Origin of the sequence: Kosakonia sp. PSU_27, from assembly GCF_039409795.1 — a bacterium.
In the GTDB taxonomy this organism is placed as follows: domain Bacteria; phylum Pseudomonadota; class Gammaproteobacteria; order Enterobacterales; family Enterobacteriaceae; genus Kosakonia.
The window spans coordinates 174,365-194,741 of sequence record NZ_JBCIVK010000004.1; the positions used below are offsets into that span (position 1 = coordinate 174,365).

A 20,377-nucleotide genomic window follows, 5' to 3' on the forward strand; every position below is an offset into this window, starting at 1 on the left:
CTTTCGCTTACGGAAATAGCACCCTGGGACAGGTTTTTGTGATCTGCATGGAAAATGCCTTTTCCGTCGGAGAGTTTCGCGTTTTTGGTGAGTACGGCATAAACCAGATCGCCGATGGTGCCTTTAGCCGCGCGCCCCATCTTCATCGGGACATCCGTTAACTGATTCAGATCATCGTTGATAATGGCCTGACGGGTGACAGAGAAAATCTCACCGTAAGTGGCCAGCGCAATGGTTTCGCCTTTATCCCCTGTGGTGACATATTTGTATTCGGCCCCCTCGCGAACCTGTCGCAACGACGGGAAGCCGCCCATACCGACGCGGTGCGCCGTTTTAAAGTCAGACAACTGGCCTTTTTTGGTCCAGCGCTGGAATGTCTCTTCCGCTTCATCCCAGCCCTGCAACAACGCTTTGTTGGCAACATCGAGCAGAATATTGCCAAAATCAGAGGTGCTGTGCGTCAGCGCCAGGCCGACCATCTGCATCGGATTATGGCTTGCAACACCAATTCCGCGTTCAGTCAGGGACATCCGCGCATATTCACGCAGGGTCATGCCGTTATAAACGTTATCCCGCTCCTGATCTTCAAACCCAGCGCGCGCCATCAGCGCCTGGCGGATACCATCGCCGCAGAAATTACCGTTGCCCGCATAAATGTGAGCCGGTGTGGTTTTGTTGGATGGCGTGGACGTTTTTCCGAGCTCAGCCAGGAGCAGGTCTTTGGCCTGGTCGACGGAACATTCCGGATCCGCAACACATTTGGCCTGAAGCTCCTGATGTTTCCCGCCAAACATCGCGAAGAGATCGCCGATGCCGTTAACGCGGGCTTTCTGCTCCGCCAGCACCTGGGCACGAATTGTTGTTTCGTCCGCACCGGAAGGCGTGTCCGGAGTGTTTTGCGGTGCCGGATTCTCGCGCTGGGCGCTGTTGCGCGGCGGCGTGATCATATTGCGAATGCTGCTTGGCATTTTTTCGAATTCCTCAATACGTTTGGAATGAATACAGGCCATCGCCTGCAGTGAAGGGGTAACCTGATCGGCGAAACCCATGGCGAGGCACTCTGCACCATTCATCCAGGTTTCATCTTCAAGCAGGGCGGCAATCTCCTCAGTGGACTTGCCTGTTTTCTGCGCATAAGCCGGAATAAGCACGGATTCGACCTTATCCAGCAGGTCAGCGTAATCGCGCATATCGTTGGCATCACCACCCGCAAAACCCCATGGTTTGTGGATCATCATCATGGTATTTTCCGGCATGATGACCGGGTTGCCGACCATCGCGATGACTGACGCCATCGACGCGGCCAGACCATCAATGTGAACAGTGATGGACGCACCGTGATGCTTCAGCGCATTAAAAATGGCGATGCCGTCAAAGACATCGCCACCCGGTGAATTGATGTGAAGATTGATCAGGCTGATATCACCCATCGCCTTTAAATCGCTGACAAACTGTTTTGCCGTTACCCCCCAGTAGCCGATCTCATCATAAATAAAAATATCGGCCGTACTGCTCCCGCTGGCCTGCATGCGGAACCAGGAGTTACTTTTTGCGCTGGCTTTCGGACGGTGGCGCGCCCGGCTCTTTAACTTCGGCACTGGTGCCTCCTTTATCATTGGAAGGGTCTGTATCAAACACCAGCCCCAGTTCTTTGTTTTCGTCGATTTCAGCTTTGCGACGGGATTTAACGTCATCAGGATTGCGACCACTGGCGCGCACCCAGTCAGATTCAGTGGCGGCACCACCCCTGATCTGGGTTTTCCAGGCGTTGGCCTCTTTTACCGGGTCAATCCATGGCATCACCGGGCCGGAGTAGACGGCGTTATAGAGCGTGTCCATGTCGACACCACGCGGCACCACAATTTCACCGGATGCCACCGCCATTTTCAGCCAGGCCCGATACATTGGTCGGGTTATCGCGCCGATAAACCAGTTCTGCAGGATAAGGTAGCCGTCGGTGGACTCCACCAGCTCCTGACGCTGCGCGCTGTAGGTCCCGTTGTAGTTTCTCGCAGTACTCGAAAAACTCAGGCGGGTGCCGGCAGCGACGGCGCGCAGCTGGCCGTTGCGGAAAGTCTCCAGGTTGGGATTGGGGCGGTCAGATTTAATCATCCCGATCTCTTCACCGGGCTGCAGGTCGTCATACAGCATACCGGGCTGGATCATCAGCTCGCGGTCATCTTTGCCCGTTCCCGCTGAATCATCCTCATAACTTTGCCCGTCTCCTTTTTTGATATACATACCCAGCGCGGCGGCAATACGTGCGGCAGTCAGCTCTGAATCCTCATACTCTTTCAGGGCACTGAGCCGCATCAGGACACCGGATAGCAACGAATTGCCGCGGGTCTGATGCAGCCGCCGGGTATACTTCAGGTGCAGCATGTTTTCCGCATCAACATCCTTGGTGTCGAGTTGTTTCCCGCTAACCGGCAGAATCTTGTAGACCTGATAGGCTTTCGGACGCCCCCAGTCATCAAGGTAAACCCCCTGGCTGAGTTTGCGGGATTCATCGCTGTTCATCGGGACGAAATCCGCTTCCAGCGCCTCCAGCCAGAATGGGATCCGCGCTGAGGGCACCAGTCCGTTGCCCGTTCCGCTGACTATCTGGGCGAATACTTCACCGTCACGCAGCCAACTGCGAAGCATAAGTCGCTCCAGCATGGGGCGGGTGAACTGGCCGGTGACTTCAGGCTTAACAGACCATTCAGCGAACTTCTTGCGGATATCCACCACCAGCTTTTTCGCAATTTTGCCGCTGTTCATCTTGGGGTGTGGCTCCACCACAATCCCGTTCGCTCCCACGACACGCTCTTCCAGTTTGTCGAAAATGCCGATCACCAGATCGTTGTTGTTGTCGAGCCAGCGCGCCTGCTCCCGAAGGGAAACGGCGCCCATCTGGCTCAGCTGGTTAGCGGACCGATTTTCCCGGCGTGCCTTGTGAGTCCGGGACGGTCTCGCGGCTTCATAAGCCTGTATCACCGCCCTTGCCCGCAGCCGTGAAGCTTTCCATGCCGGCGAAAAAAGTCCGATTGCATCGTCAAGGATGGTCATCAGAACCTCGCCAGTCTGTAGCCCGGTCTGCCCCGGCGTTTGTTGTTAATCGTAGCCAGTCGACGCTCCCACTCCTGCCGTCCCTTACGGATCTCGGCCAGATTTTCAAAGCTCATCTGCTGCCCGTTAAAGGTAATGGACTTGCCGCCCAGCACCGCCATTTCTGCGTCGGTATAACGCTGGATCATGGCTTCAATATCACTCTGGTTCACACCCAGCCTCCTGACGTAGCCCACGGGTTTGCTTCTGTTTCGGATTTCGACTTTTTACGCCGGCTTTTAACTACCGGCACGGGATGAACTTCCGGCGCGGGTGGCGTTTCGCCAGTTTCCGCCGGCGCGTCCTCCATCCAGGTTTCCCGCCGTGCCCACTCAGGTGCATCCGGCCATTTGATTTTCTCGTAGCCGTGAAGGGTCGCCAGCGCGCTGGCATAGACAAGCAGGTCGAAGGCTTCATTCGCGCCGCGCCCCGGTTTGCTCCATTTGCCATCGGTTGATCGCTCCTCATACGTCAGTTCGTCGTAAAACCAGCTGCCGAGCCATTTCGGGAAATGCACATAATTCGGACCAGGGGATTCGCGCCATAAGGCGTTATTAACCTGGTCTTTAAGTGCATCTGTCTGTAGAAGATACAGCGGCACCCGGCAGTAACAGCAAACTGAAACTTTATCTCGTCACAGACATTCTGTGCGAACTGATGATCCCGACCGTCTCCACGGCAAACGTGGAAGAGATGGAGCCAGCAGACAGGCTCGCGCACTGGAAAGCTGAAAATGAGCGGCTGAAATTCGAGGTCGACACAAATCAACTGATACCGGCCGAAGACGTTGCACGGGAATTTTCATTAATGGCGAAAGCTGTCGTTATGGTGCTTGAGACGCTCCCGGATATTCTTGAGCGCGACTGCGCGCTGACGCCGGTTGCGGTATCGCGCGTACAGAGTGTTATCGATGATCTGCGCGACCAGGTGGCACAAAAAGTAATGGACGCCGAACCAGAGGAGGGAGAGCCAGAGGAGGACTGATGGCAAAACGGGCATCAGCCAGGGGGATCCGCCGCGATGTCTCCGGCATTTTACGTGCCCCGCGTCGTATGCAGGTGGCCGATGCGGTCAGCTCATATATGCGTGTGCCGATGGGCGCGGGTAACTCCGTACCGTGGGATCCAAATCTTGCACCTTATATTATTGAGCCGATGAATTGCCTGGCATCGCGGGAATATGATGCAGTGGTTTTTGTCGGGCCAGCCCGAACCGGGAAAACCATTGGTCTGATCGATGGCTGGATTGTCTACAACATTGTCTGTGATCCGGCTGACATGCTGGTCATCCAGGTTTCCGAGGAGAAAGCGCGCGAGCACTCGAAAAAGCGCCTCGACAGGACATTCCGCTGCAGTCCGGAAGTCAAAGCCCGGCTGAGTCCCCGCCGCAATGACAATAACGTCCATGACCGGACATTCCGGGCGGGTAACTACCTCAAACTCGGCTGGCCATCGGTCAATATCATGTCGTCGTCGGACTATAAAAGTGTGGCGCTTACTGACTACGACCGGTTCCCCGAAGATATTGACGGGGAAGGTGATGCGTTTTCACTCGGTTCAAAACGAACAACCACGTTTATGTCCGGCGGCATGACCCTGGTCGAAAGCTCGCCCGGTCGCGATATTCGTGACACTAAATGGCGGCCTGCATCGCCACATGAAGCGCCGCCGACTACCGGTATCCTCTCTTTATTTAATCGTGGCGACCGTCGCCGCCTGTACTGGCAGTGTCCGCATTGCCACGAATATTTCCAGCCAGAAATCGCCAATATGGCGGGGTACAGGGAAACGGCGGATCCGGTTCTGGCAAGTGAAGCCGCTTATCTCCAGTGCCCTGCCTGCAAGGGCAGGATAACTCCGGAGATGAAGCGTGAACTGAATATCCGGCATGTCTGGCTACGCGACGGGGAAAAAATAGACCGGGATGGCAATCGATTCGGTGAACCACGTCGCTCGCGTATCGCATCGTTCTGGATGGAGGGGCCCGCTGCTGCGTACCAGACATGGGCGCAGATGATTTATAAATTCCTCACGGCTGAGCAGGAGTATGAAGCCACCCGGAGTGAGGAAACGCTCAAAACGGTGGTTAATACCGACTTTGGCAGGCCTTATCTGCCCCGCGCCAGTCTTGAACAGCGTAAAAGCGAACTGCTTGAGCAGCGTGCCGAAGATGTGCCCAAACGCGCAGTACCCGACGGTGTTGAATTTATTGTGGCGACTGTCGACGTTCAGGGCGGTAAATCCCGCCGGTTTGTGGTTCAGGTGACCGGGTATGGTGCTCAGGGAGAACGATGGGTAGTTGATCGCTACAACATTCGCCAATCCTTGCGAACCAGCCAGGATGGAGAGTGTTACCCGGTAGATCCAGCCAGTTATCCCGAGGACTGGGATTTACTGCTTTCTGATGTGTTTGAAAAGTCCTGGCCTCTGTCAGGCGACCCGAAAAAACGCATGCGACTGATGGCAATGGCGGTCGATTCCGGCGGTGAGGATGGCGTCACCGACAATGCCTATAAATTCTGGCGCCAATGCCGCCGGGATGGACTGGGTAAAAGGATATTTCTCTTCAAGGGCGACAGCGTTAGACGCTCAAAACTCATCACCCGCACATTCCCTGATAACACTGACAGGTCCACCCGTCGGGCAAAAGCCGCGGGTGATGTGCCGGGCTGACATTTTTCAGCCGTGCTGCAACCGTCTGCCGGTGGACGCCAGTGATACCGGCGAGCTGGTTGATATTGAGTTTTAACGCTGCGATTTCCTGGTCCATGATGATGAACACTTTTTGAACAATTCGACATCATTGAAAAGCGGACACCTTAAAAATCAATAAGCTGCCCACATGATGATGATGACTATAAAACGCGAAAACTAGCCGAAACCCGCGGACGCGTCGCCCCGTGGCTGGCGACCCCGCCGGGAGGACCCATTGAAACGATAATGGCTATCATTAACGTTAATGAGAGGCGTCGGGCAATGGCTGGACATACGCGATACTATCGATAGCGACCTGCCTATTGCGTTCCTTTTAGATGTGAGCCTGTCGCATGGGACAGCCGCCCGAGAAAACAGCTTTCCCCAGGCTCACGACTGAAAGACTCTCGATTGTTTAGCGCATGCGAAGCGCAATAAAAAAGGCCGCCTTAGCGACCTTAGTTTTAGATATGAGTGTTACTGAGGATCGGTAATAAACTGCGGTATGCGGGAATCTATCGTCATGACACTAATAAAGTTGCCTGTCAGGTCAGGAACCTTAACAGTGCGTCCACCGCTCCATTCTTCGTAATGGAAGGGAACCTCAGTTAAATTTCCATCAATGATGACCTTCATCTTGGTTGTTTCGTCTCTGTTCATAGCGCCGCCTTAAAAAGCCACCAGCGGAAGCCAGTGGCTTTAATGGAATAAATAATTCAATTTAGGTTTATTTTATTTTCATATAAGAAGCTAAAAATAATATCGTATTTCTCGGTATATATCCCAGCAATGTTATCTAAATGCTCATGATTATTACTTTTTGCATGATAGCCGATAATGTAATCACGGATATATTGAGGTTCAACTAACTTCTCATTTGATAAAATTAATTTATAAATCGATTTATAAAATCGCTCTTCATCCGAAGGTTGATGAGTGTCCCACGTACTAACTTTTAACCACGAATCCAACGGCGACAGATCAGGCATGCTTTATCCCCTTTGTTATCACTATCAGGAATCAAACATTAAACTGATTTTGTCCGTATAAAAAGCATTATCACAGGCACTCAGTGAATGCCTGCTGTAGTCCCTATGGCATAAAATTTATCTCAGGAAGAGGTTGGCTGCATGCTCGCCATCGACGAACACATCGCACTCCCTTGAGTCACGGGTAAACTTACAGCGAGCCATAACTTTTTGCCCCTTATAGGTACCATTGTAAACGTTTGTATAGCTTTGGCTGAAAGCTGCTGCGAGGCTTTTATCCTGGTTAAGGGATGTATCGTCAACCACCAGGACATCGTTCACCCACAACTTCAACATACCATTGGGCATATTTGCGCTAATGACCATACGCTCACCATTCGCGGAACGATAAGGTTGCTGTGCGGAGAAATTAGTACACCCTGCAAGAAAAAGCGCTACAAACAATACCTTTATGCGTTTCATAGATACCATTTTACCAAAGTTAAATTATTGATTGAATTAGATTTACTCTCAACAATAATAAAACTATCAATGCATAAAAGTACACATAAAAGCTGTTTTTATTTACAGCCACTTAATCATCAAAGGCATTGCTCAATATTCGCCAGCAGCCCCGCGATCAATTCAGAAAAACGAAATATTTCTCCAATCGCGCTCTTCGGAGGGCTATTTTTGTTGCTGCCGCTGACTCTCTATATCCCGGATACCAGCAAAGTTGTTATTACCCTGCTCGATGGTGGCGAGTAGAGGCTTAATCCATAGCACCGCCTGGCAATATGTCAGCCCGCTGGTGGCAGCGGCACTAACATCGGCTGTGTCAGGCTGGCCGGGATCGGCGTGCATTGCGCTGGCACGTAAACGGTAGGCGTACTCGAGCAACCCGCGAGCAATGTCAGCAGGAACAGGCAGATCACAGGTTTTCTCACGGCGAAGAATCTCCCGGTATTCAATAACGGTTTTTTCGGCATCGCTGGCAACCACAGCGTTAGCGCTTGCAGCCAGTTGCGCCACCTTGTTAAACCGGTTCACGTTGAATGCCTGCGTGGCAATCACCTGCCCCTGCAGCGCGTTGTCACTCTTCAGGACGCGGTTATCGCTTTCGGCTGTAGACAGGTCAGCTTTTGCAAATGCCAGCAGCGCGGCCAGAACGGCAATAACGACTACCGCCGCAATTGATGCAATAGCTGTTATGCGGTTCATCACGACAGGAACAGAGCACGCTCTGCCTCACGGCGTCGGGTTAGACCAGCCAGCACCTGCCCGCCAGCTTTGTTCCAGCGCGGGAACTCATCGGCGGCGCCGCGGTAATCCCCTGCGTTGATTTTTTTCAGCAGCGTCGAGGTTGAAAGAGGAAGCGGGCCGAGGTTGTAGGCGAAAGAAACCAGCGCATCGAACTGGCCCTGCGTTAGCTTCACTTTTACGAGCTTCGAAACGTCGCTCTCGTAGCTCACCAGCCCGGTACGCAACAGGCGCTCTGCCGTTTCCTCTTTGATGGTCATCCCTGCGCGGATTGGTTTCCCGTCCACCGGCTGCGCCCAGCCATAGCCGATCGTCCATACGCCAACGCTGTCCTGATATGCCGTCAGCCGCAGACCTTCAAACTGTTTGATGAGTGCAATGCCCTTATCGCTGATCTGCATTATTCTGGCCTCAGTACGTGAAAAATCCGGGCTACGTTACCGCGCGCCGCGAATACAGCAGCGCAGATGATGAGATTCATCAGCACGGTCGCCCAGTGAACATGGAAATAGAAATTGAACATGAAACGGAATGGCACCGTGGCATAAGCCAGGATGATCAGATAAGCCAGCCATGACGCCCACCAGTTGTGTCGCCCGCCGGGCTTACGAAACATCATCAGTCGCAGAACGATAGCGGTACTGGTCACCACGTTAGTCAGCACCAGCGGATCACTTGTTACCATTTGTCCCTCCCCGCCACCTTTGCAGCAGCGACAGGGGATCCTGCTCGCTGAAGAAGGTGAGCGTCTTAATCGCCACAGCGGAAAGCAAAACCGCGCCGAGCGCATCAAGCGGTTTATCACTGTAATGGGTGATGCTCGCCAGCATTGAACCCACCAGCCCGGAGCCGTACACGCCAGCGAAGTAAGAAACGATGAAGTAGGCCGAACGGCGGAGAATCGTCAGATCGGCAGCCGTGGCGACATAGAACACGGCACCAGCGAACGCACCGAACACAACGCCGTAATCGGTGCCAGTTAACAAGCCATACAAACTGGCACCGGTTAAAGCACTCGCCGCCGCAGCGGAACCGGAAACAGGTTCGGACATTTAGCCCCCTCGTATATGCTGTGAGTCCTCTCAGAATGAGGGGAATAAAAAAAGGCTGCATAAGGCAGCCTTTTATGAGATCCAGTTAGTTAAGAAAAATTATCATTTACGTATCTTCGTACTGGAATAACCCGTTCTCTGGGTTGTGACACGTGTGGATACGTGAGTGTCACCACATTCAGCACAAGTAAAGGTATCGGTGATTTTGTAACGCTCTTCCGTCCAGGATTCATGGACTATAATTTGTTTACCGACGTCAGGCCCATACCCTCCAACCTTCCCCTCGTTTTTGATTTTTTTACGCGGTATAGCTGTAAGAAAATCTTTTTTTGAATCAACCCGTTGTACAGAAAATTGTGCATTACAGGCCTTACAACGAGAATCAGCAGAAAGTACAAGATAGAATATTTTTTTTGCCGGAACCAAAGCAATAGCGGTTAAAGCTATCAAGCTTGAAATCCGGAGAAATGAATCCTTTGGAAGAAAATTAATTGCTATGAAGCTTAAGATGAAAGCGGCCAGCGCGCCAAAAAGCCAAGATTTTAAATTTATGGTTTTTTCTATTCTGATTTGTGAACTTGATAAATTTCTATTCATACACGCTCCTTGTTAAGCAGGAAAAACTCTTCCATCAAGCAAGGTTGTAAAAACACTGGATGACCAAACCCGATAGCACCGAAAGTTGTTATCGGAAAATGAATAGAAAAGTTTAGTAAGTCCGCAATTAGAACAACACCAAAGTATTTGGCAGCCAAATAGCGAAACCCGATTAAACGGGCCTTTATGTTCTATTACCTTTCGCAGGCGACACTTCTGACACTTCAGCAACTGTCTGATTGAAACGCTCTGTTTCAAGTTCAACACCGATCGCACGGCGGCCAAGTTTCACCGCTTCTTTAACCGTAGAACCTGAGCCCATAAAGAAATCAGCGATCAGATCACCGGGCCTGCTGCTGGCGTTGATAATGTCCCTGAGCATGTCCGCAGGTTTTTCACACGGATGTTTGCCAGGATAGAACTGCACCGGCTTGTAGGTCCATACGTCCGTATACGGAACCGCCGCGGTGACAGCAAAGGGACGCCGTAGCGATTTGTATTCTTCCAGTAGCTCGCAGTATTTACGGTTAAGCGAATGGTACGTGACCACCAGCTGATGGTGTGGCTGAACCAGCCCGCTCCGCTGCTGCTTCTCTGTCGCTATGCGCGTGAACAGCGCCTGCAACTTCAGGTAATCAGCTTCGCCCGGTAGTTGCCACTGGCTGGCACCGAACCAGTGCGAAACCATATTCTTCTTGCCGGTGGCGTCTGCAATTTCCTTTGCCGTCACGCCAAGTGATGCGCGGGCGTTCCGGAAATATTCAATCAGGGGAGCCATCAGGCTTTGCTTTATCTCAGTCCCTTTCTGCTCATATCCATCATCTTTAGGTCGGTACGGCCCCAGATAATGTTCGGCGAAAAGAATCCGCTCAGTCGCCGGGAAGTAAGCCCGCAGGCTTTCTTTATTACAGCCGTTCCACCTTCCGGACGGTTTCGCCCAGATGATGTGATTCAGCACACTGAACCGGCGGCGCATCATCAGTTCGATATCTGCCGCAAGCCTGTGGCCGCAAAACAGATAGATGCTGCCCGATGGTTTGAGGACTCGCCAGAACTGCGCCAGGCAGCCATCGAGCCACTTTAAATAATCCTCGTCGCCTTTCCACTGATTGTCCCAGCCATTCGGTTTAACCTTGAAGTAAGGCGGATCGGTAACAATCAGGTCAATTGAGTTATCAGGAAGGGTTGCGATGTAATGCAGGCAGTCAGCATTGATTAAATCAACACTGTTTAAATTTACAGTATTTTTCATGGATCAGTCAGCAGGACTCTGATAGGCTCACTATGCTTTTGCGCTAAAGCAGTGGGCCCTGGTTCGCTTGTGACCTCAAACATGAGCGAATGGCTGGTCGGGTGCGACAACACCCACCAGCCGCCCATTTTCACAAAAAGAAAAACCCCGTTAGAGCGGGGTTCGAAAGCGTTTTAAGTTCGTGTCTAAGCGACCATCCTTAACACGTTAAACGAAAAAATGCGTACGCGTTAGCAGAATTTTAGACTTGAAAATTTTTTGAACTGGTAGAGAATTGCTCGTTTTCTGAGACTCATTTCTTCTTTTCGGACAAAGCACACAGAGTAAGGATTAAAATGGTCACCGTATACCAGATAATTAAACGTAACAAATTAAAAATTAGTATCGCAGCTATTATTTTTGCCATAGCTTCAACTACAGCAATTAGCATTAAATTCGATGATGAATTTGAGAATACAAACTTAGGACGCACATTTTTCTTATTGTATCTTTCACAGGGTTATCTCACTCCTGAGCAGGCTTCAAACCCAAAGTCAACAAACATATTGTCTGGTTACGAAAGCAATTCATTAGAACTTTTCATACAATCCACAGAACGCAGCCTTGAAAAAGACGATGAGGGCAATATCATTCCACCTGAGTCCTTAATTAAACCAACTGAAGAAATTCGCACACTCACAATTGCTGAGGGAGAGGAAATGTCTTCTCCGTACTCGTATTATTTTGATTCATCTTATAAATATTCATCCCCACACAAACAACGCACATTAACTTATATACCCTTAGCATCAGATGATTTTAAAATAGACAGACGTTTACCAGAATACATTTGCGTAGGCGGGGCAATGAAAAAGAAATACGATGAACAAAAGCCGACATCAAAGCAAGAATGTATTAACGAGGCAATAGAGAAATCAAAAAAAGATCAAATCGCACTTGTTAAAAAACAACGTGAAAACATAAATTACCTTAACGAATTATTACAAAAGAAAAAGCAGCAACAAGCTGAGATAGCAGAGATAGAGAATAAAATGAAATCAACGCCTCCTATTTTTGCTGTAAATAAATACGGCGCCTGCTTAGCATTTAAAAATATATATCGTGACTTGTATATAGAACAAGTCGGAGCTTTTGATACATATGACCAGTGCTATTCGTCCACCAGTTCATTTAGAAATCATATTTGGTGGAATGAAAATCGAGAATACTTTGCCATACCGTTAGCGTGTATAGCTCTCTTGCTGGCTGGGTTGGTAGCTATCACATTCATAATGTCCGCTTTCTTTGAAGGGGCGTCAGCCGCAAGTGCAGCAACTATTAATTTTATATCTAAAGCTTCATCCGCTATGAACCAAGAGAAAAAAATTAGTGTTGATGCCAAAGTGACTTTAAGAAAAGAAGACGATAACAACAAGTAAAAAAGAGGGGGAAACCCCTCTATATATTTTTAATATAACATTGACAGGCAACCATCAATAAATCCCATAGCCGTCTGCATCTCCTTCCTGACAGTTCCATCGGAACACTTCCGCTTCTTCGCTATCGTTCGCAACGAAATTCCAATAACAAAATGGGCCATGACAAGCTCATACTCTTCTGGTTTATATTTACGCAGAAGCGCCACACACCCATCAATCATGATCCCTTCATCATCATCGCATTGAATACGAGATTTCTTACCATGAGGCAGGAGGCCTTTAAACCCTGCCGCTATGGGTTGCCAGTCAACACCACTATTATCCGATGCTGCCCAAGCTCCCCACATATCCATCACTTCATACATATCACGCATCAGTCATCTCCACTTTACGCCAGCACGCCGATGGCCAGCGCGCGATCTAATACCCGAAATACCAGCACAAGCTGGCTGCCATATTTTTCTTCAAATGCCACGGTGTCAGCGTGCAACGCGTCGTGATGCGCTCTGCAAAGCGGGATCACAAACAGGTCGTGCGCCTTTGTACCCATTCCCCCATTACCGTGGCCAATCAGGTGGTGCGGGTCGTCTGCCGGGTTGTTGCAGCACATGCATTGCTGCACTTTTACCCAGCGGGTGTACTTCTCGTTTTCCCAGCGGCGGCGCTTAGGACGCAGCATGAAGGATTCCGGCGTCTCCGGATCGATACGCAGCGCCAGCACCTGCTTTGCCACTTCCTCAACAATTTCCCGCGCCTGCGGCATGCCTGGCACCAGATCAAGCTCGCGCGTTACCGACTTTATGACCGGCTTTGGCATAAGTAGAACCTGCCGTGCGGCTTCCTCCGGCAGTACGTCTACGAGGCCGTAACGCGCCAGCCACCAGCAGAACTCCGGCAGCGTCAGTGAATGGGAGTCGTCAAAGCCAAGCTCACGGCGGGCGGTCGTGAGGATGTAGGCGGCGCAGTTTGCCCTGGCTATGGTCGCCAGTTGCTCGGTGCTGTGCTCGCGCAGGATATTGTCGCAGTGCCAGCACAGCCGGATCGCGCCCGGTGCGTGCCGCATGGTTGTCATGTTCTCATCGTGCCAGCTTTCGTGTGGCCACTGGCATCCGGTACCGGATTCAAGCCAGCTTTCCAGACCGTTAATGCCACCGGCACGGCGCAACACCGCTTCATTTTCGAAGACACCCACCAGCGCCGGATCTTCCGCCAGCGGCTGCTCTGCTGGTGGCAGTTCACCGTTCGGCATACCCGCCAGGCGCTCGGGTTCGTTCTCAAGCAACATGCGCCCGCGGCGAAAATGCGGCAGCAGGGAAACGCCAGGGCGGAACATGACCAGCCCAAGCTCAGTGACAACCACTGGAGTCAGTAGCGCTCTCAAAACGGCCTCAATGCACTGTATCGAGCAGGCGCAGCAGATCAGCGAACCGGGACTCAAAGAAATGCGGCTGAGTCTCTCGCGGGTTTGCCGGGCTGGTGATATTTTTGCCGTACATGCAGCCTTTAGCGGTCAGGGACCAGAAACGTTTAACCCCATTGCTGCCGCTACGGCTGCGGCGCTCTTTGTGCTCAACGATGCCAAGCTTTGACAATTGCTGGTATGCCTGGGCAGCAGTCATCGCTATTTTGTGAGTTTTCAGCAGCGCGCTAAGAGACTGCGTTGGGCGGCTGGAGCCGTCAAGCGCGTCAGCGGGCGCATCGATAGCGTACTGTGGTGCCAGATTAGGAAGACCGACAGCTTCCTGGAGTTTCTGACAGGCGCCAAGCACTGAAGAGTTGGAAAGGTTTAATGATTTCTGCATGAAGCCGAGCAGTATGATGCCAGCCTGCATTTTATCGGCGGCAGCAGAGGAAGCATGATCTACAGTAGTGATAGCACGATCAAAGGTACGGATTACCTTAAGGTGAAATGCCGGACTGATCCACATAGCATAAGCGTAAACCAACTCCTTGCAGACGTAAGTGCCACCGTTACGCCCCTGAACTGCCATCACAGGGGCACTACGGGAAATTCCCGTAGTTTCTTTTTCGAGCAATTCAACAAGCGCCTGCGTCTCAGGTCTGCGCATGAACTCATAGACTTCCATTGAGCGAGCCGATCGGGTTTCTCCCTGGGCGTTTACCGCTGCTTTCTGAAGGTCGTTGAGGCAATAATGGGATTCAAAAAATTGACGTACGGAAACGCCGTCAATCATGAGTAATTGATTCATTTTTTTCTCCACCGTTTGAAATGCGAGCGGGACTGCAACCCCGTTTCGCTGACACAATTCGACCTTACCAACTTCTTTTGTAAAGAGCATGGGAATACTGTTCATCCATTCACCACTTTATTTAGTAGGGTGATCGTGACATCAACCCTGCCGCCCTTCACTACCGGCCCCCACTCCACCAGCAGACGTTTAACCTGCCTGTCGTCCTCCCACACTCCGGCATGCGTCAGCGAGTCCAGCAGCGCCTTGTTGTAGTTGTCGATATCCCGGCGGCGTGCGTCCGGCGGGTAGAGAATGACCTCCACTGAAGCTGGTTCGCTGGATGGCTTTGGCAGACGGCGCAACTGCTCGATAATTGCCGCGCAGGCGTCGCTCTGATATTTACGCCCGGCGGCGCTGATGAGGTGGCGGCCTTTAAGCGGCCCTTTATTCGGAGCACGCCAGTATGTGTTGACGCTCGGCGGGAAGGGTAAAATTAGCTTCATGCCTCGGACCCTCTGCGTTTCAGCCATTCATGAGCCAGATCAGCCGAGCTTTCCTCACCCGCCAGTAGCGCGCGGATCACTTCTTCGGCCTCATCGAGGGCCAGTGTGTCGTTTACGCCAATCACTTTGATGCCTCGCGCGGTGCCGCTGGCGATCGTGATGTAGCCTTTTTTCACCAGGGCGCGAAGGTGTTCAAAAGCAGCATTGCCAGACGCGACGCCAATCAGCGCCGCAAGCTCGGTGTAGGTCGGCGGGTAGCCGTGCATGTTGTGAAAATCCACCAGCGCATTAAGCACCTGCTGCTGCCGGTCAGTCAGTGGTTTACGTGCTTCCACGGTTCCCCCTCAGAGAATGGCCACGATGTCGGTGGCGGTTTCGCGCGTGCTGCCTTTGCTCGATATGGCGCGGCGGGCGCTGACGTGGTGCAGGTCGAAGCCATGCCCCTTGTAAAGCTCGATGATGCGGGGCGCGGTGGAATTGCTGATCACCACTCTGGCGCCACGTCGATGCGCAGCAACACAGCAGCGCGCTAACTCCTGCTGGTCGTCCCATGTAAACCCCCCGGCGGCATAGTTGGTAAAACCGGCGGTACCGGGCATAGGTTCATACGGCGGATCGCAGTAAACGACATCACCCTCACCTGCCAGTGCCAGCGTGCGGCGGTACCCGGCGTTCATGAATACGCATTTTTTAGAGATAGCGGAAAAGGCAAGCAGCTCTTTCTCGGGGAAATACGGATTGTGTTTCTTCCCCCAGCCGACATTAAAATCACCGTTGCTGTTGTAGCGGATCAGACCATTGAAACAGTGGCGATTGAGATACAGAAAGGCTGCGGCCCGCTCAGGCCCGGACATTTTCTGCTCGTTGAACTCTTCACGGCACGCTATAAAGCCGTCCAGATCATTCAGCTTTTCAAATAATCCCTTAGCCCACTCGGTTACCAGCTCGGGAACCACTGTCAGCATCTGGTACAGGTTGATCAGATCAGCGTTTACATCCGCCAGCAGGAAACTTTCATGCTTATCAGAGTTGATGAAGACCGAACCGCCGCCCACGAATGGTTCGATGAGGCGTTTACCCGCCGGGATGAGGCGATCAAATTCTGGCAGCAGTGAATACTTGCCACCAGCCCATTTGAGGAACGGGCGCTGGTAAATGCGCGGCGCTGGCGTTTCTGATGGTCTGGCAATGGTAATGATGTTATCTACCTGGCTCACTGTGAACCCCCGATATTGGTTTCGTTCCAGCGGTTACCGGCACCATCAGCGACACCGCGCGTCATTCCTGACAGGCACTTTGCCCGGCGCAGCGCGAAGCACGCTCTGGCCTGCGGCGTTTTTGCACACTCAAAGGCTTCCAGCCATACAGTGGCAGCGCGACGGCGTAAGCCCCTTGCCTCCAGATCAAGTGCCTTGTTCGCCAGTTCAACCGGACGGCCTGTTTCGCTGGGGGCAATCGGTGCGTCGGTGTAATACAGGAAAAAGCGGCCAAGCGGCTTGCGCTTTAACTGGCCGATGCTCGCCAGGCGCTCAAGCGTGCGCTGTACAACTCTGAGATCCAGATTTTCCAGGCCGCAACACACCTCGCTAGTGGTGCATTCGCCGTTTTGCTGAATGTATTCGAGTACTTCGGCAAACGTGCTCATGACCGGAACCCCGCGTTTTCCGGCAGCGTGTAGTCAACATTCTGGAAACTGGCCCGCGCTGCTGTGCTGCTTACCCATTCGCCGTTACGGCGTTCCGGGCGCCCTGCCTCAACCCACTTGTTCGCTGCCTGAAGGTAACCAGGGAATTTTGACGGCAGGAAAAGCGTTGTCGGGCGCAGGTATTCAGCCATGCGCAGATCCTGCCCCCATTTTGCGGTCGTGTAGTCCACAACAAGATCCAGCTCAGCAACGGTGAAACCGTCACCAAGGCGAGCGCGGATGTTATCCAGCGAAGATTTACTGACCTGATACCGTGATCCGGTCTTCTGGTTCAGGTAAGTCAAAACCTGTTTAGCCTGATCGGTGATAACCACCGCAACGTCGGGTTGCGCAGCAACCGGACAAGAAGGTTTTTTATCTGATGGATCTTGTTTTGAATTTACTGACGGATCCCCGCCAGATTCTGGGGGGTGAAAACTGCCGGTTTTGCTCGATTTCGACGCGTCGAATTTTGACGGGTCAGATTTTGATGCATCAGAATTTGATGCGTCAGATTTCGACGGGTCAGAATCTGACAGGTGAGAAAAGGCAGCAGCCTGGAGTTTTGCCACGTTGAGTTGATAGACGTTAGATGCATTACGGTTGCCGTTGCGGCGCTGTTTGCGTGACAGCCACCCTTCATCCTCCAGCTTACCAATGGCGGTACGTACCGTACTAACGCCTGCGCCAAGCTGGCGGGCAATCGTCTCGATGGACGGCCAGCACACGCCCTCGTCGTTGCTGAAGTCAGCCAGGCGCGCCATGATCGCCACGCTGGACAGCTTCATGCCAGAAGCGGCACAGGCGTCCCAGACGTAACCGGTTAATTTAGTGCTCATGGTCGTCCTTTATTTCTCTGAATTTACGCTGGAACTGCTCAAGCGGGCTGAAGCATTCATGCTCGTAACCTTGCGCTTCACGAAGATAGATAACGCGCTGCTTTTCTGGCTCCCAGCGGATGACCCGTACCGGGATTCCGCGGTGGTCTCTGAACCGCCGGTTAACTTCAGCCATTCTTCGCGCCCCTGCTCGTTCATAGTGGCAAACGCCTCTACCATTCCGTCGGCTCGCTGGTAGTTGTGGACGTCAGCGGTACCGCGTACTCTTTCCTCATAGCCGAACGGTGCATTACGCCCCACCAGCGGTGGGCAGCGGAATTGCTTAGCTGGCCGATATCGGTTTAAACTGTTCATGCGTAGGTATCTCCACAACGATCGACACGCCACGACGCCAGAGGCTGCAACCTGCTGGCGTCACTTCTTTTGCGGCTGAATAATTCGATGATTGCCGCGACTTCTTCTTCACGCGCAGCCATATGACGGCGGTGATATTCGTGGATAAGTTCTGCTTCATGCTGTTCAATCACCCCGTCTTCCAGTGCCTTTTGGATAATCTGATCAACCTGCCCGCGAGCTGCGGCGGTGCGCATCGCCCTGCTGAAAAGGTCGACGCGATCGAGATCTTCAAAGGTTGGAACTTCCACCAGCAGACAGCCGCGGCGCTTAGCAAAGTAATCAGCCAGGAATGAGGTATTCGATAAGTCCTCCATCGCTTCCAGCTCTGTCACTTCAAAAAACCGGCAGCCGTTTTTCTCGTAGAGGTTGTTATTGAACTGCGTGGCGGTCATGCCAAGCGCACCGGCCATCGCTTCACGACCACCGGGATAGGCTTTACACATCGCTTTAACCACTTCTTTCAAACTGTGCTCTACCATCTTGTTTTTCCTTTGGTAGTTACCGAACAGCGCAACTGCTGTTACTGTTTCGGATAAATATCCGGACGCAGATCCGACTTGGTAATAGAACCGCCCGTTTTCTCTTCCAGCTTTTTAGCTAATGAGAAACCAGCTTTTTTGTAGCCATTAAAAACAAGGCGTAGATAACCAGGAGTTGAGCCGACACATTTGGCTAACTCGCCTTGCTGCCCTTTGGTTAATGAATCCCAGTAGTCTTTCATGTTATGTACCTCCTGTGTACATATTACACGAAAATAATGAACCCTCAAGGTACTTGTACCCATAAGGTACACGATGTTTAATTTCTGAATGAAAACGATAAACGAAATTCGCCGGGATAACGCTCGGAAACTCAGAGATGGTGCGGGTGGCAATACTTCATTTGCCGCCATGATTGACCGCGACCCAACTCAAACAAGCCGCTTCATGGGGAATGGGGCAACAAAAAACATAGGCGATGATATGGCTCGCCACATCGAGAAATGTTTCAACCTGCCGACAGGCTGGATGGATCAAGAACATCAAACCACTAATGTTTCCAAAGCGCTGGATGTGTCGAATACTAATAAAACATTCACATTGGTGCCGGTAATATCTTGGGTACAAGCAGGCGCATGGACAGAAGCAGGTTATACAGAGGTTGATTTAAGTGTGACGGAAAACTACCCATGCCCTGTAGCTTGTAGCCCTATGACCTACATTCTTCGAGTCATAGGGGATTCAATGATTACGGAATACAGTCCAGGCGATATGATTTTTGTAGACCCGGAAGTAGCTGCATCCCATGGTGATGATGTAATAGCTCTTATGCATGAAACCGGAGAAACAACTTTCAAACGGCTTATTGAGGATGGCGGCAGTAAGTACCTGAAAGCGCTAAATCCAAACTGGCCTGAGCCTTACATGAAAATAAACGGTAACTGCTCAATTATAGGAACCGTCATTTTTTCAGGTAAGCCACGAAGAAATAAGATAAAAAATTAAACAATTCAATAAACCTGCTCCGGCAGGTTTTTTTGCGCTTGACAATGTACCCTTGCGGTACATAATGTACCTGTAAGCAACACCGACGTATGACACATGCGTCGTTAGCGGTCCGGTGGGTTCACTTGACAGTATCCCTAACCCAAGCGGGTAGCCGGAATGTGCAAGCCAGCCCCGTACTTTGGCCTGAGCGATTCACCATCGTGGCGATTCGGTGTGACCACCGGGAAGAGTCCGGGCACAACAGGAAAGAGCACTGAAGATGCCAGGAAACGCCCTACCGCCAGGCAGATAGACGGGTTATCCCGCAAGGGGTGGCGGCAGTGCTCTCTCCGTTGTGATGTTCGTAAGCGCGATGCAGCGCACCGGTGTCACAGCAAACCAATAATGCCAACTGGTAATACTTTGGCGGCGTCTGATCTTTCCCGTGAGGGCGCCGCAATTTTTTACGCAACACAAGAGAGCATCACCGCCGGGACGGCTCATTCCCCAATCCCGTCGGGCGGCTTCTCACCGCAGGTGCTCTCCTGTGTTGTGTGGAGATACTAACCGGCGGTGTCTGCCGCCATTCAGAGGGTAAAACCGATGGACAAAGAACGTTTGACCAATATCCCCGACTTCTTCGGGGAACTCGACGGCGGTGTATTCGAAACGAAAGTGGCTGCAGCACTGAATGAAGTTGCCCTGGGCGTGCTTAACAACGGCAACAAAGGCAAGGTGACACTCACTTTCGACATTTCCCGCCTTAGCAATTCGATGGAAGAAAAGCGCGTGGGCATCGTGCATAAGCTGGCTTTCGTTAAGCCCACACCGCGAGGCAAGTCGTCAGAAGAAGACACTACTGAAACCCCGATGTATGTCAACCGCGGCGGGAAGCTCACCGTGTTGCAGGAAGACCAGGGGCAACTGTTCACCCTTCAGGGCCAGCCGAACCAGGCACAGCGCTAAC

The 20,377-nt window shown here is 51.9% G+C and carries 25 protein-coding genes and 5 pseudogenes; 5 read left to right on the forward strand and 25 right to left on the reverse strand.

Annotated features, from left to right (window positions below):
- Nucleotides 1-5 precede the first annotated feature (5 nt).
- The 4 genes and pseudogenes from AAIG26_RS10845 to AAIG26_RS10860 form a co-directional block, all read right to left on the reverse strand.
- A pseudogene (locus AAIG26_RS10845) lies at nt 6-1,598 on the reverse strand (ClpP-like prohead protease/major capsid protein fusion protein); the annotation flags it as partial.
- Entirely contained in the window at nt 1,543-3,051 is a 1,509-nt protein-coding gene (locus AAIG26_RS10850) for a phage portal protein (protein ID WP_343179771.1), read from the reverse strand. The pseudogene AAIG26_RS10845 and the gene AAIG26_RS10850, both read right to left, overlap by 56 nt.
- Nucleotides 3,051-3,263: a hypothetical protein gene (locus AAIG26_RS10855; RefSeq protein WP_343179772.1), complete on the reverse strand. Its 213-nt coding sequence runs from the start codon at nt 3,261-3,263 to the stop codon at nt 3,051-3,053. The genes AAIG26_RS10850 and AAIG26_RS10855 overlap by 1 nt, the downstream gene beginning before the upstream one ends.
- A pseudogene (locus AAIG26_RS10860) lies at nt 3,260-3,691 on the reverse strand (terminase gpA endonuclease subunit); the annotation flags it as partial. The gene AAIG26_RS10855 and the pseudogene AAIG26_RS10860, both read right to left, overlap by 4 nt.
- Here AAIG26_RS10860 and AAIG26_RS10865 point away from each other — a divergent pair.
- Together AAIG26_RS10865 and AAIG26_RS10870 are read left to right on the forward strand one after the other, a co-directional pair.
- A pseudogene (locus AAIG26_RS10865) lies at nt 3,670-4,074 on the forward strand (DUF1441 family protein); the annotation flags it as partial. The pseudogenes AAIG26_RS10860 and AAIG26_RS10865 sit on opposite strands and share 22 nt — an antisense overlap.
- Nucleotides 4,074-5,756, forward strand: a pseudogene (locus AAIG26_RS10870) (terminase gpA endonuclease subunit); the annotation flags it as partial. The pseudogenes AAIG26_RS10865 and AAIG26_RS10870, both read left to right, overlap by 1 nt.
- On the opposite strand, the pseudogene AAIG26_RS10875 reads toward AAIG26_RS10870, so the two are convergent.
- The 10 genes and pseudogenes from AAIG26_RS10875 to AAIG26_RS10920 form a co-directional block, all read right to left on the reverse strand.
- A pseudogene (locus AAIG26_RS10875) lies at nt 5,752-5,859 on the reverse strand (terminase); the annotation flags it as partial. The pseudogenes AAIG26_RS10870 and AAIG26_RS10875 overlap by 5 nt on opposite strands.
- Before the next feature lie 401 nt (nt 5,860-6,260).
- On the reverse strand, nt 6,261-6,443 hold the full coding sequence (locus tag AAIG26_RS10880) for a hypothetical protein (protein WP_343179773.1): 183 nt from the start codon (nt 6,441-6,443) through the stop codon (nt 6,261-6,263).
- 56 nt (nt 6,444-6,499) lie between these two features.
- Nucleotides 6,500-6,772, reverse strand: a complete 273-nt coding sequence (locus AAIG26_RS10885; RefSeq protein ID WP_343179774.1) for a hypothetical protein — start codon at nt 6,770-6,772, stop codon at nt 6,500-6,502.
- 117 nt (nt 6,773-6,889) lie between these two features.
- Entirely contained in the window at nt 6,890-7,234 is a 345-nt protein-coding gene (locus tag AAIG26_RS10890; protein WP_343179775.1) for a hypothetical protein, read from the reverse strand.
- Between the two features lie 204 nt (nt 7,235-7,438).
- Nucleotides 7,439-7,972 carry a hypothetical protein gene (locus AAIG26_RS10895; RefSeq protein WP_343180319.1) on the reverse strand — a complete coding sequence of 178 codons (534 nt, stop codon included), beginning with the start codon at nt 7,970-7,972 and terminating at the stop codon, nt 7,439-7,441.
- Nucleotides 7,972-8,415 carry a lysozyme gene (locus AAIG26_RS10900; RefSeq protein WP_343180320.1) on the reverse strand — a complete coding sequence of 148 codons (444 nt, stop codon included), beginning with the start codon at nt 8,413-8,415 and terminating at the stop codon, nt 7,972-7,974. Before AAIG26_RS10900 ends, AAIG26_RS10895 begins: the two co-directional genes overlap by 1 nt.
- Nucleotides 8,412-8,696: a phage holin family protein gene (locus tag AAIG26_RS10905; RefSeq protein ID WP_160270661.1), complete on the reverse strand. Its 285-nt coding sequence runs from the start codon at nt 8,694-8,696 to the stop codon at nt 8,412-8,414. Before AAIG26_RS10905 ends, AAIG26_RS10900 begins: the two co-directional genes overlap by 4 nt.
- The gene (locus AAIG26_RS10910) at nt 8,683-9,063 is read right to left on the reverse strand and encodes a phage holin family protein (protein WP_020454456.1); all 381 of its coding nucleotides are present in this window, start codon (nt 9,061-9,063) and stop codon (nt 8,683-8,685) included. Before AAIG26_RS10910 ends, AAIG26_RS10905 begins: the two co-directional genes overlap by 14 nt.
- Nucleotides 9,064-9,165: 102 nt before the next feature.
- Nucleotides 9,166-9,660: a hypothetical protein gene (locus AAIG26_RS10915; protein WP_045514570.1), complete on the reverse strand. Its 495-nt coding sequence runs from the start codon at nt 9,658-9,660 to the stop codon at nt 9,166-9,168.
- Nucleotides 9,661-9,844: 184 nt separating this feature from the next.
- A complete protein-coding gene (locus AAIG26_RS10920; protein ID WP_343179776.1) occupies nt 9,845-10,912 on the reverse strand; it encodes a site-specific DNA-methyltransferase in 1,068 nt (355 codons plus the stop codon).
- Nucleotides 10,913-11,247: 335 nt separating this feature from the next.
- Here AAIG26_RS10920 and AAIG26_RS10925 point away from each other — a divergent pair, with 335 nt between their 5' ends.
- Nucleotides 11,248-12,330, forward strand: a complete 1,083-nt coding sequence (locus AAIG26_RS10925; RefSeq protein ID WP_343179777.1) for a hypothetical protein — start codon at nt 11,248-11,250, stop codon at nt 12,328-12,330.
- Nucleotides 12,331-12,359: 29 nt separating this feature from the next.
- Here AAIG26_RS10925 and AAIG26_RS10930 read toward each other — a convergent pair whose 3' ends face one another.
- The 11 genes from AAIG26_RS10930 to AAIG26_RS10980 all read right to left on the reverse strand — a co-directional run bounded on the left by AAIG26_RS10930 (nt 12,360) and on the right by AAIG26_RS10980 (nt 18,665).
- Nucleotides 12,360-12,704 (reverse strand): antiterminator Q family protein, encoded by a 345-nt coding sequence (locus AAIG26_RS10930; RefSeq protein ID WP_343179778.1) that lies wholly within the window; start codon nt 12,702-12,704, stop codon nt 12,360-12,362.
- Between the two features lie 14 nt (nt 12,705-12,718).
- Nucleotides 12,719-13,711 carry a DUF968 domain-containing protein gene (locus tag AAIG26_RS10935; protein WP_343179779.1) on the reverse strand — a complete coding sequence of 331 codons (993 nt, stop codon included), beginning with the start codon at nt 13,709-13,711 and terminating at the stop codon, nt 12,719-12,721.
- A 7-nt stretch (nt 13,712-13,718) separates the two neighbouring features.
- Nucleotides 13,719-14,540 (reverse strand): KilA-N domain-containing protein, encoded by an 822-nt coding sequence (locus tag AAIG26_RS10940; RefSeq protein WP_343180321.1) that lies wholly within the window; start codon nt 14,538-14,540, stop codon nt 13,719-13,721.
- Between the two features lie 101 nt (nt 14,541-14,641).
- A complete protein-coding gene (locus AAIG26_RS10945) occupies nt 14,642-15,025 on the reverse strand; it encodes a RusA family crossover junction endodeoxyribonuclease (protein WP_343179780.1) in 384 nt (127 codons plus the stop codon).
- Entirely contained in the window at nt 15,022-15,360 is a 339-nt protein-coding gene (locus AAIG26_RS10950; protein ID WP_343179781.1) for a LexA family transcriptional regulator, read from the reverse strand. The genes AAIG26_RS10945 and AAIG26_RS10950 overlap by 4 nt, the downstream gene beginning before the upstream one ends.
- Before the next feature lie 9 nt (nt 15,361-15,369).
- On the reverse strand, nt 15,370-16,242 hold the full coding sequence (locus tag AAIG26_RS10955) for a Dam family site-specific DNA-(adenine-N6)-methyltransferase (RefSeq protein ID WP_343179782.1): 873 nt from the start codon (nt 16,240-16,242) through the stop codon (nt 15,370-15,372).
- Entirely contained in the window at nt 16,239-16,670 is a 432-nt protein-coding gene (locus tag AAIG26_RS10960) for a PerC family transcriptional regulator (protein WP_343179783.1), read from the reverse strand. The genes AAIG26_RS10955 and AAIG26_RS10960 overlap by 4 nt, the downstream gene beginning before the upstream one ends.
- On the reverse strand, nt 16,667-17,548 hold the full coding sequence (locus tag AAIG26_RS10965; RefSeq protein ID WP_343179784.1) for a conserved phage C-terminal domain-containing protein: 882 nt from the start codon (nt 17,546-17,548) through the stop codon (nt 16,667-16,669). The genes AAIG26_RS10960 and AAIG26_RS10965 overlap by 4 nt, the downstream gene beginning before the upstream one ends.
- Complete coding sequence (locus tag AAIG26_RS10970) at nt 17,538-17,723, reverse strand: DUF4222 domain-containing protein (protein WP_343179785.1); 186 nt, start codon at nt 17,721-17,723, stop codon at nt 17,538-17,540. Before AAIG26_RS10970 ends, AAIG26_RS10965 begins: the two co-directional genes overlap by 11 nt.
- Nucleotides 17,724-17,898: 175 nt before the next feature.
- The gene (locus AAIG26_RS10975; RefSeq protein ID WP_343179786.1) at nt 17,899-18,423 is read right to left on the reverse strand and encodes a YmfL family putative regulatory protein; all 525 of its coding nucleotides are present in this window, start codon (nt 18,421-18,423) and stop codon (nt 17,899-17,901) included.
- Between the two features lie 41 nt (nt 18,424-18,464).
- Nucleotides 18,465-18,665, reverse strand: coding sequence for a YdaS family helix-turn-helix protein (locus tag AAIG26_RS10980; protein WP_249881018.1), 201 nt, complete (start codon nt 18,663-18,665; stop codon nt 18,465-18,467).
- 88 nt (nt 18,666-18,753) lie between these two features.
- On the opposite strand from AAIG26_RS10980, the gene AAIG26_RS10985 reads away from it, so the two are divergent.
- Both AAIG26_RS10985 and AAIG26_RS10990 read left to right on the forward strand, forming a co-directional pair.
- Nucleotides 18,754-19,428: a LexA family transcriptional regulator gene (locus AAIG26_RS10985; protein WP_343179787.1), complete on the forward strand. Its 675-nt coding sequence runs from the start codon at nt 18,754-18,756 to the stop codon at nt 19,426-19,428.
- 585 nt (nt 19,429-20,013) lie between these two features.
- Nucleotides 20,014-20,376: a hypothetical protein gene (locus tag AAIG26_RS10990; protein WP_131412208.1), complete on the forward strand. Its 363-nt coding sequence runs from the start codon at nt 20,014-20,016 to the stop codon at nt 20,374-20,376.
- The last annotated feature ends 1 nt before the right edge of the window (nt 20,377 follow it).

Excerpts from the sequence above, each read along its gene's own strand:
- AAIG26_RS10850 (WP_343179771.1), bottom strand. The coding sequence starts at position 3,051 with ATGACCATCCTTGACGATGCAATCGGACTTTTTTCGCCGGCATGGAAA.
- AAIG26_RS10880 (WP_343179773.1), bottom strand. The coding sequence starts at position 6,443 with ATGAACAGAGACGAAACAACCAAGATGAAGGTCATCATTGATGGAAAT.
- AAIG26_RS10885 (WP_343179774.1), bottom strand. The coding sequence starts at position 6,772 with ATGCCTGATCTGTCGCCGTTGGATTCGTGGTTAAAAGTTAGTACGTGG.
- AAIG26_RS10890 (WP_343179775.1), bottom strand. The coding sequence starts at position 7,234 with ATGAAACGCATAAAGGTATTGTTTGTAGCGCTTTTTCTTGCAGGGTGT.
- AAIG26_RS10895 (WP_343180319.1), bottom strand. The coding sequence starts at position 7,972 with ATGAACCGCATAACAGCTATTGCATCAATTGCGGCGGTAGTCGTTATT.
- AAIG26_RS10905 (WP_160270661.1), bottom strand. The coding sequence starts at position 8,696 with ATGGTAACAAGTGATCCGCTGGTGCTGACTAACGTGGTGACCAGTACC.
- AAIG26_RS10910 (WP_020454456.1), bottom strand. The coding sequence starts at position 9,063 with ATGTCCGAACCTGTTTCCGGTTCCGCTGCGGCGGCGAGTGCTTTAACC.
- AAIG26_RS10915 (WP_045514570.1), bottom strand. The coding sequence starts at position 9,660 with ATGAATAGAAATTTATCAAGTTCACAAATCAGAATAGAAAAAACCATA.
- AAIG26_RS10920 (WP_343179776.1), bottom strand. The coding sequence starts at position 10,912 with ATGAAAAATACTGTAAATTTAAACAGTGTTGATTTAATCAATGCTGAC.
- AAIG26_RS10925 (WP_343179777.1), top strand. The coding sequence starts at position 11,248 with ATGGTCACCGTATACCAGATAATTAAACGTAACAAATTAAAAATTAGT.
- AAIG26_RS10930 (WP_343179778.1), bottom strand. The coding sequence starts at position 12,704 with ATGCGTGATATGTATGAAGTGATGGATATGTGGGGAGCTTGGGCAGCA.
- AAIG26_RS10940 (WP_343180321.1), bottom strand. The coding sequence starts at position 14,540 with ATGAATCAATTACTCATGATTGACGGCGTTTCCGTACGTCAATTTTTT.
- AAIG26_RS10945 (WP_343179780.1), bottom strand. The coding sequence starts at position 15,025 with ATGAAGCTAATTTTACCCTTCCCGCCGAGCGTCAACACATACTGGCGT.
- AAIG26_RS10960 (WP_343179783.1), bottom strand. The coding sequence starts at position 16,670 with ATGAGCACGTTTGCCGAAGTACTCGAATACATTCAGCAAAACGGCGAA.
- AAIG26_RS10965 (WP_343179784.1), bottom strand. The coding sequence starts at position 17,548 with ATGAGCACTAAATTAACCGGTTACGTCTGGGACGCCTGTGCCGCTTCT.
- AAIG26_RS10970 (WP_343179785.1), bottom strand. The coding sequence starts at position 17,723 with ATGGCTGAAGTTAACCGGCGGTTCAGAGACCACCGCGGAATCCCGGTA.
- AAIG26_RS10975 (WP_343179786.1), bottom strand. The coding sequence starts at position 18,423 with ATGGTAGAGCACAGTTTGAAAGAAGTGGTTAAAGCGATGTGTAAAGCC.
- AAIG26_RS10980 (WP_249881018.1), bottom strand. The coding sequence starts at position 18,665 with ATGAAAGACTACTGGGATTCATTAACCAAAGGGCAGCAAGGCGAGTTA.
- AAIG26_RS10985 (WP_343179787.1), top strand. The coding sequence starts at position 18,754 with ATGAAAACGATAAACGAAATTCGCCGGGATAACGCTCGGAAACTCAGA.
- AAIG26_RS10990 (WP_131412208.1), top strand. The coding sequence starts at position 20,014 with ATGGACAAAGAACGTTTGACCAATATCCCCGACTTCTTCGGGGAACTC.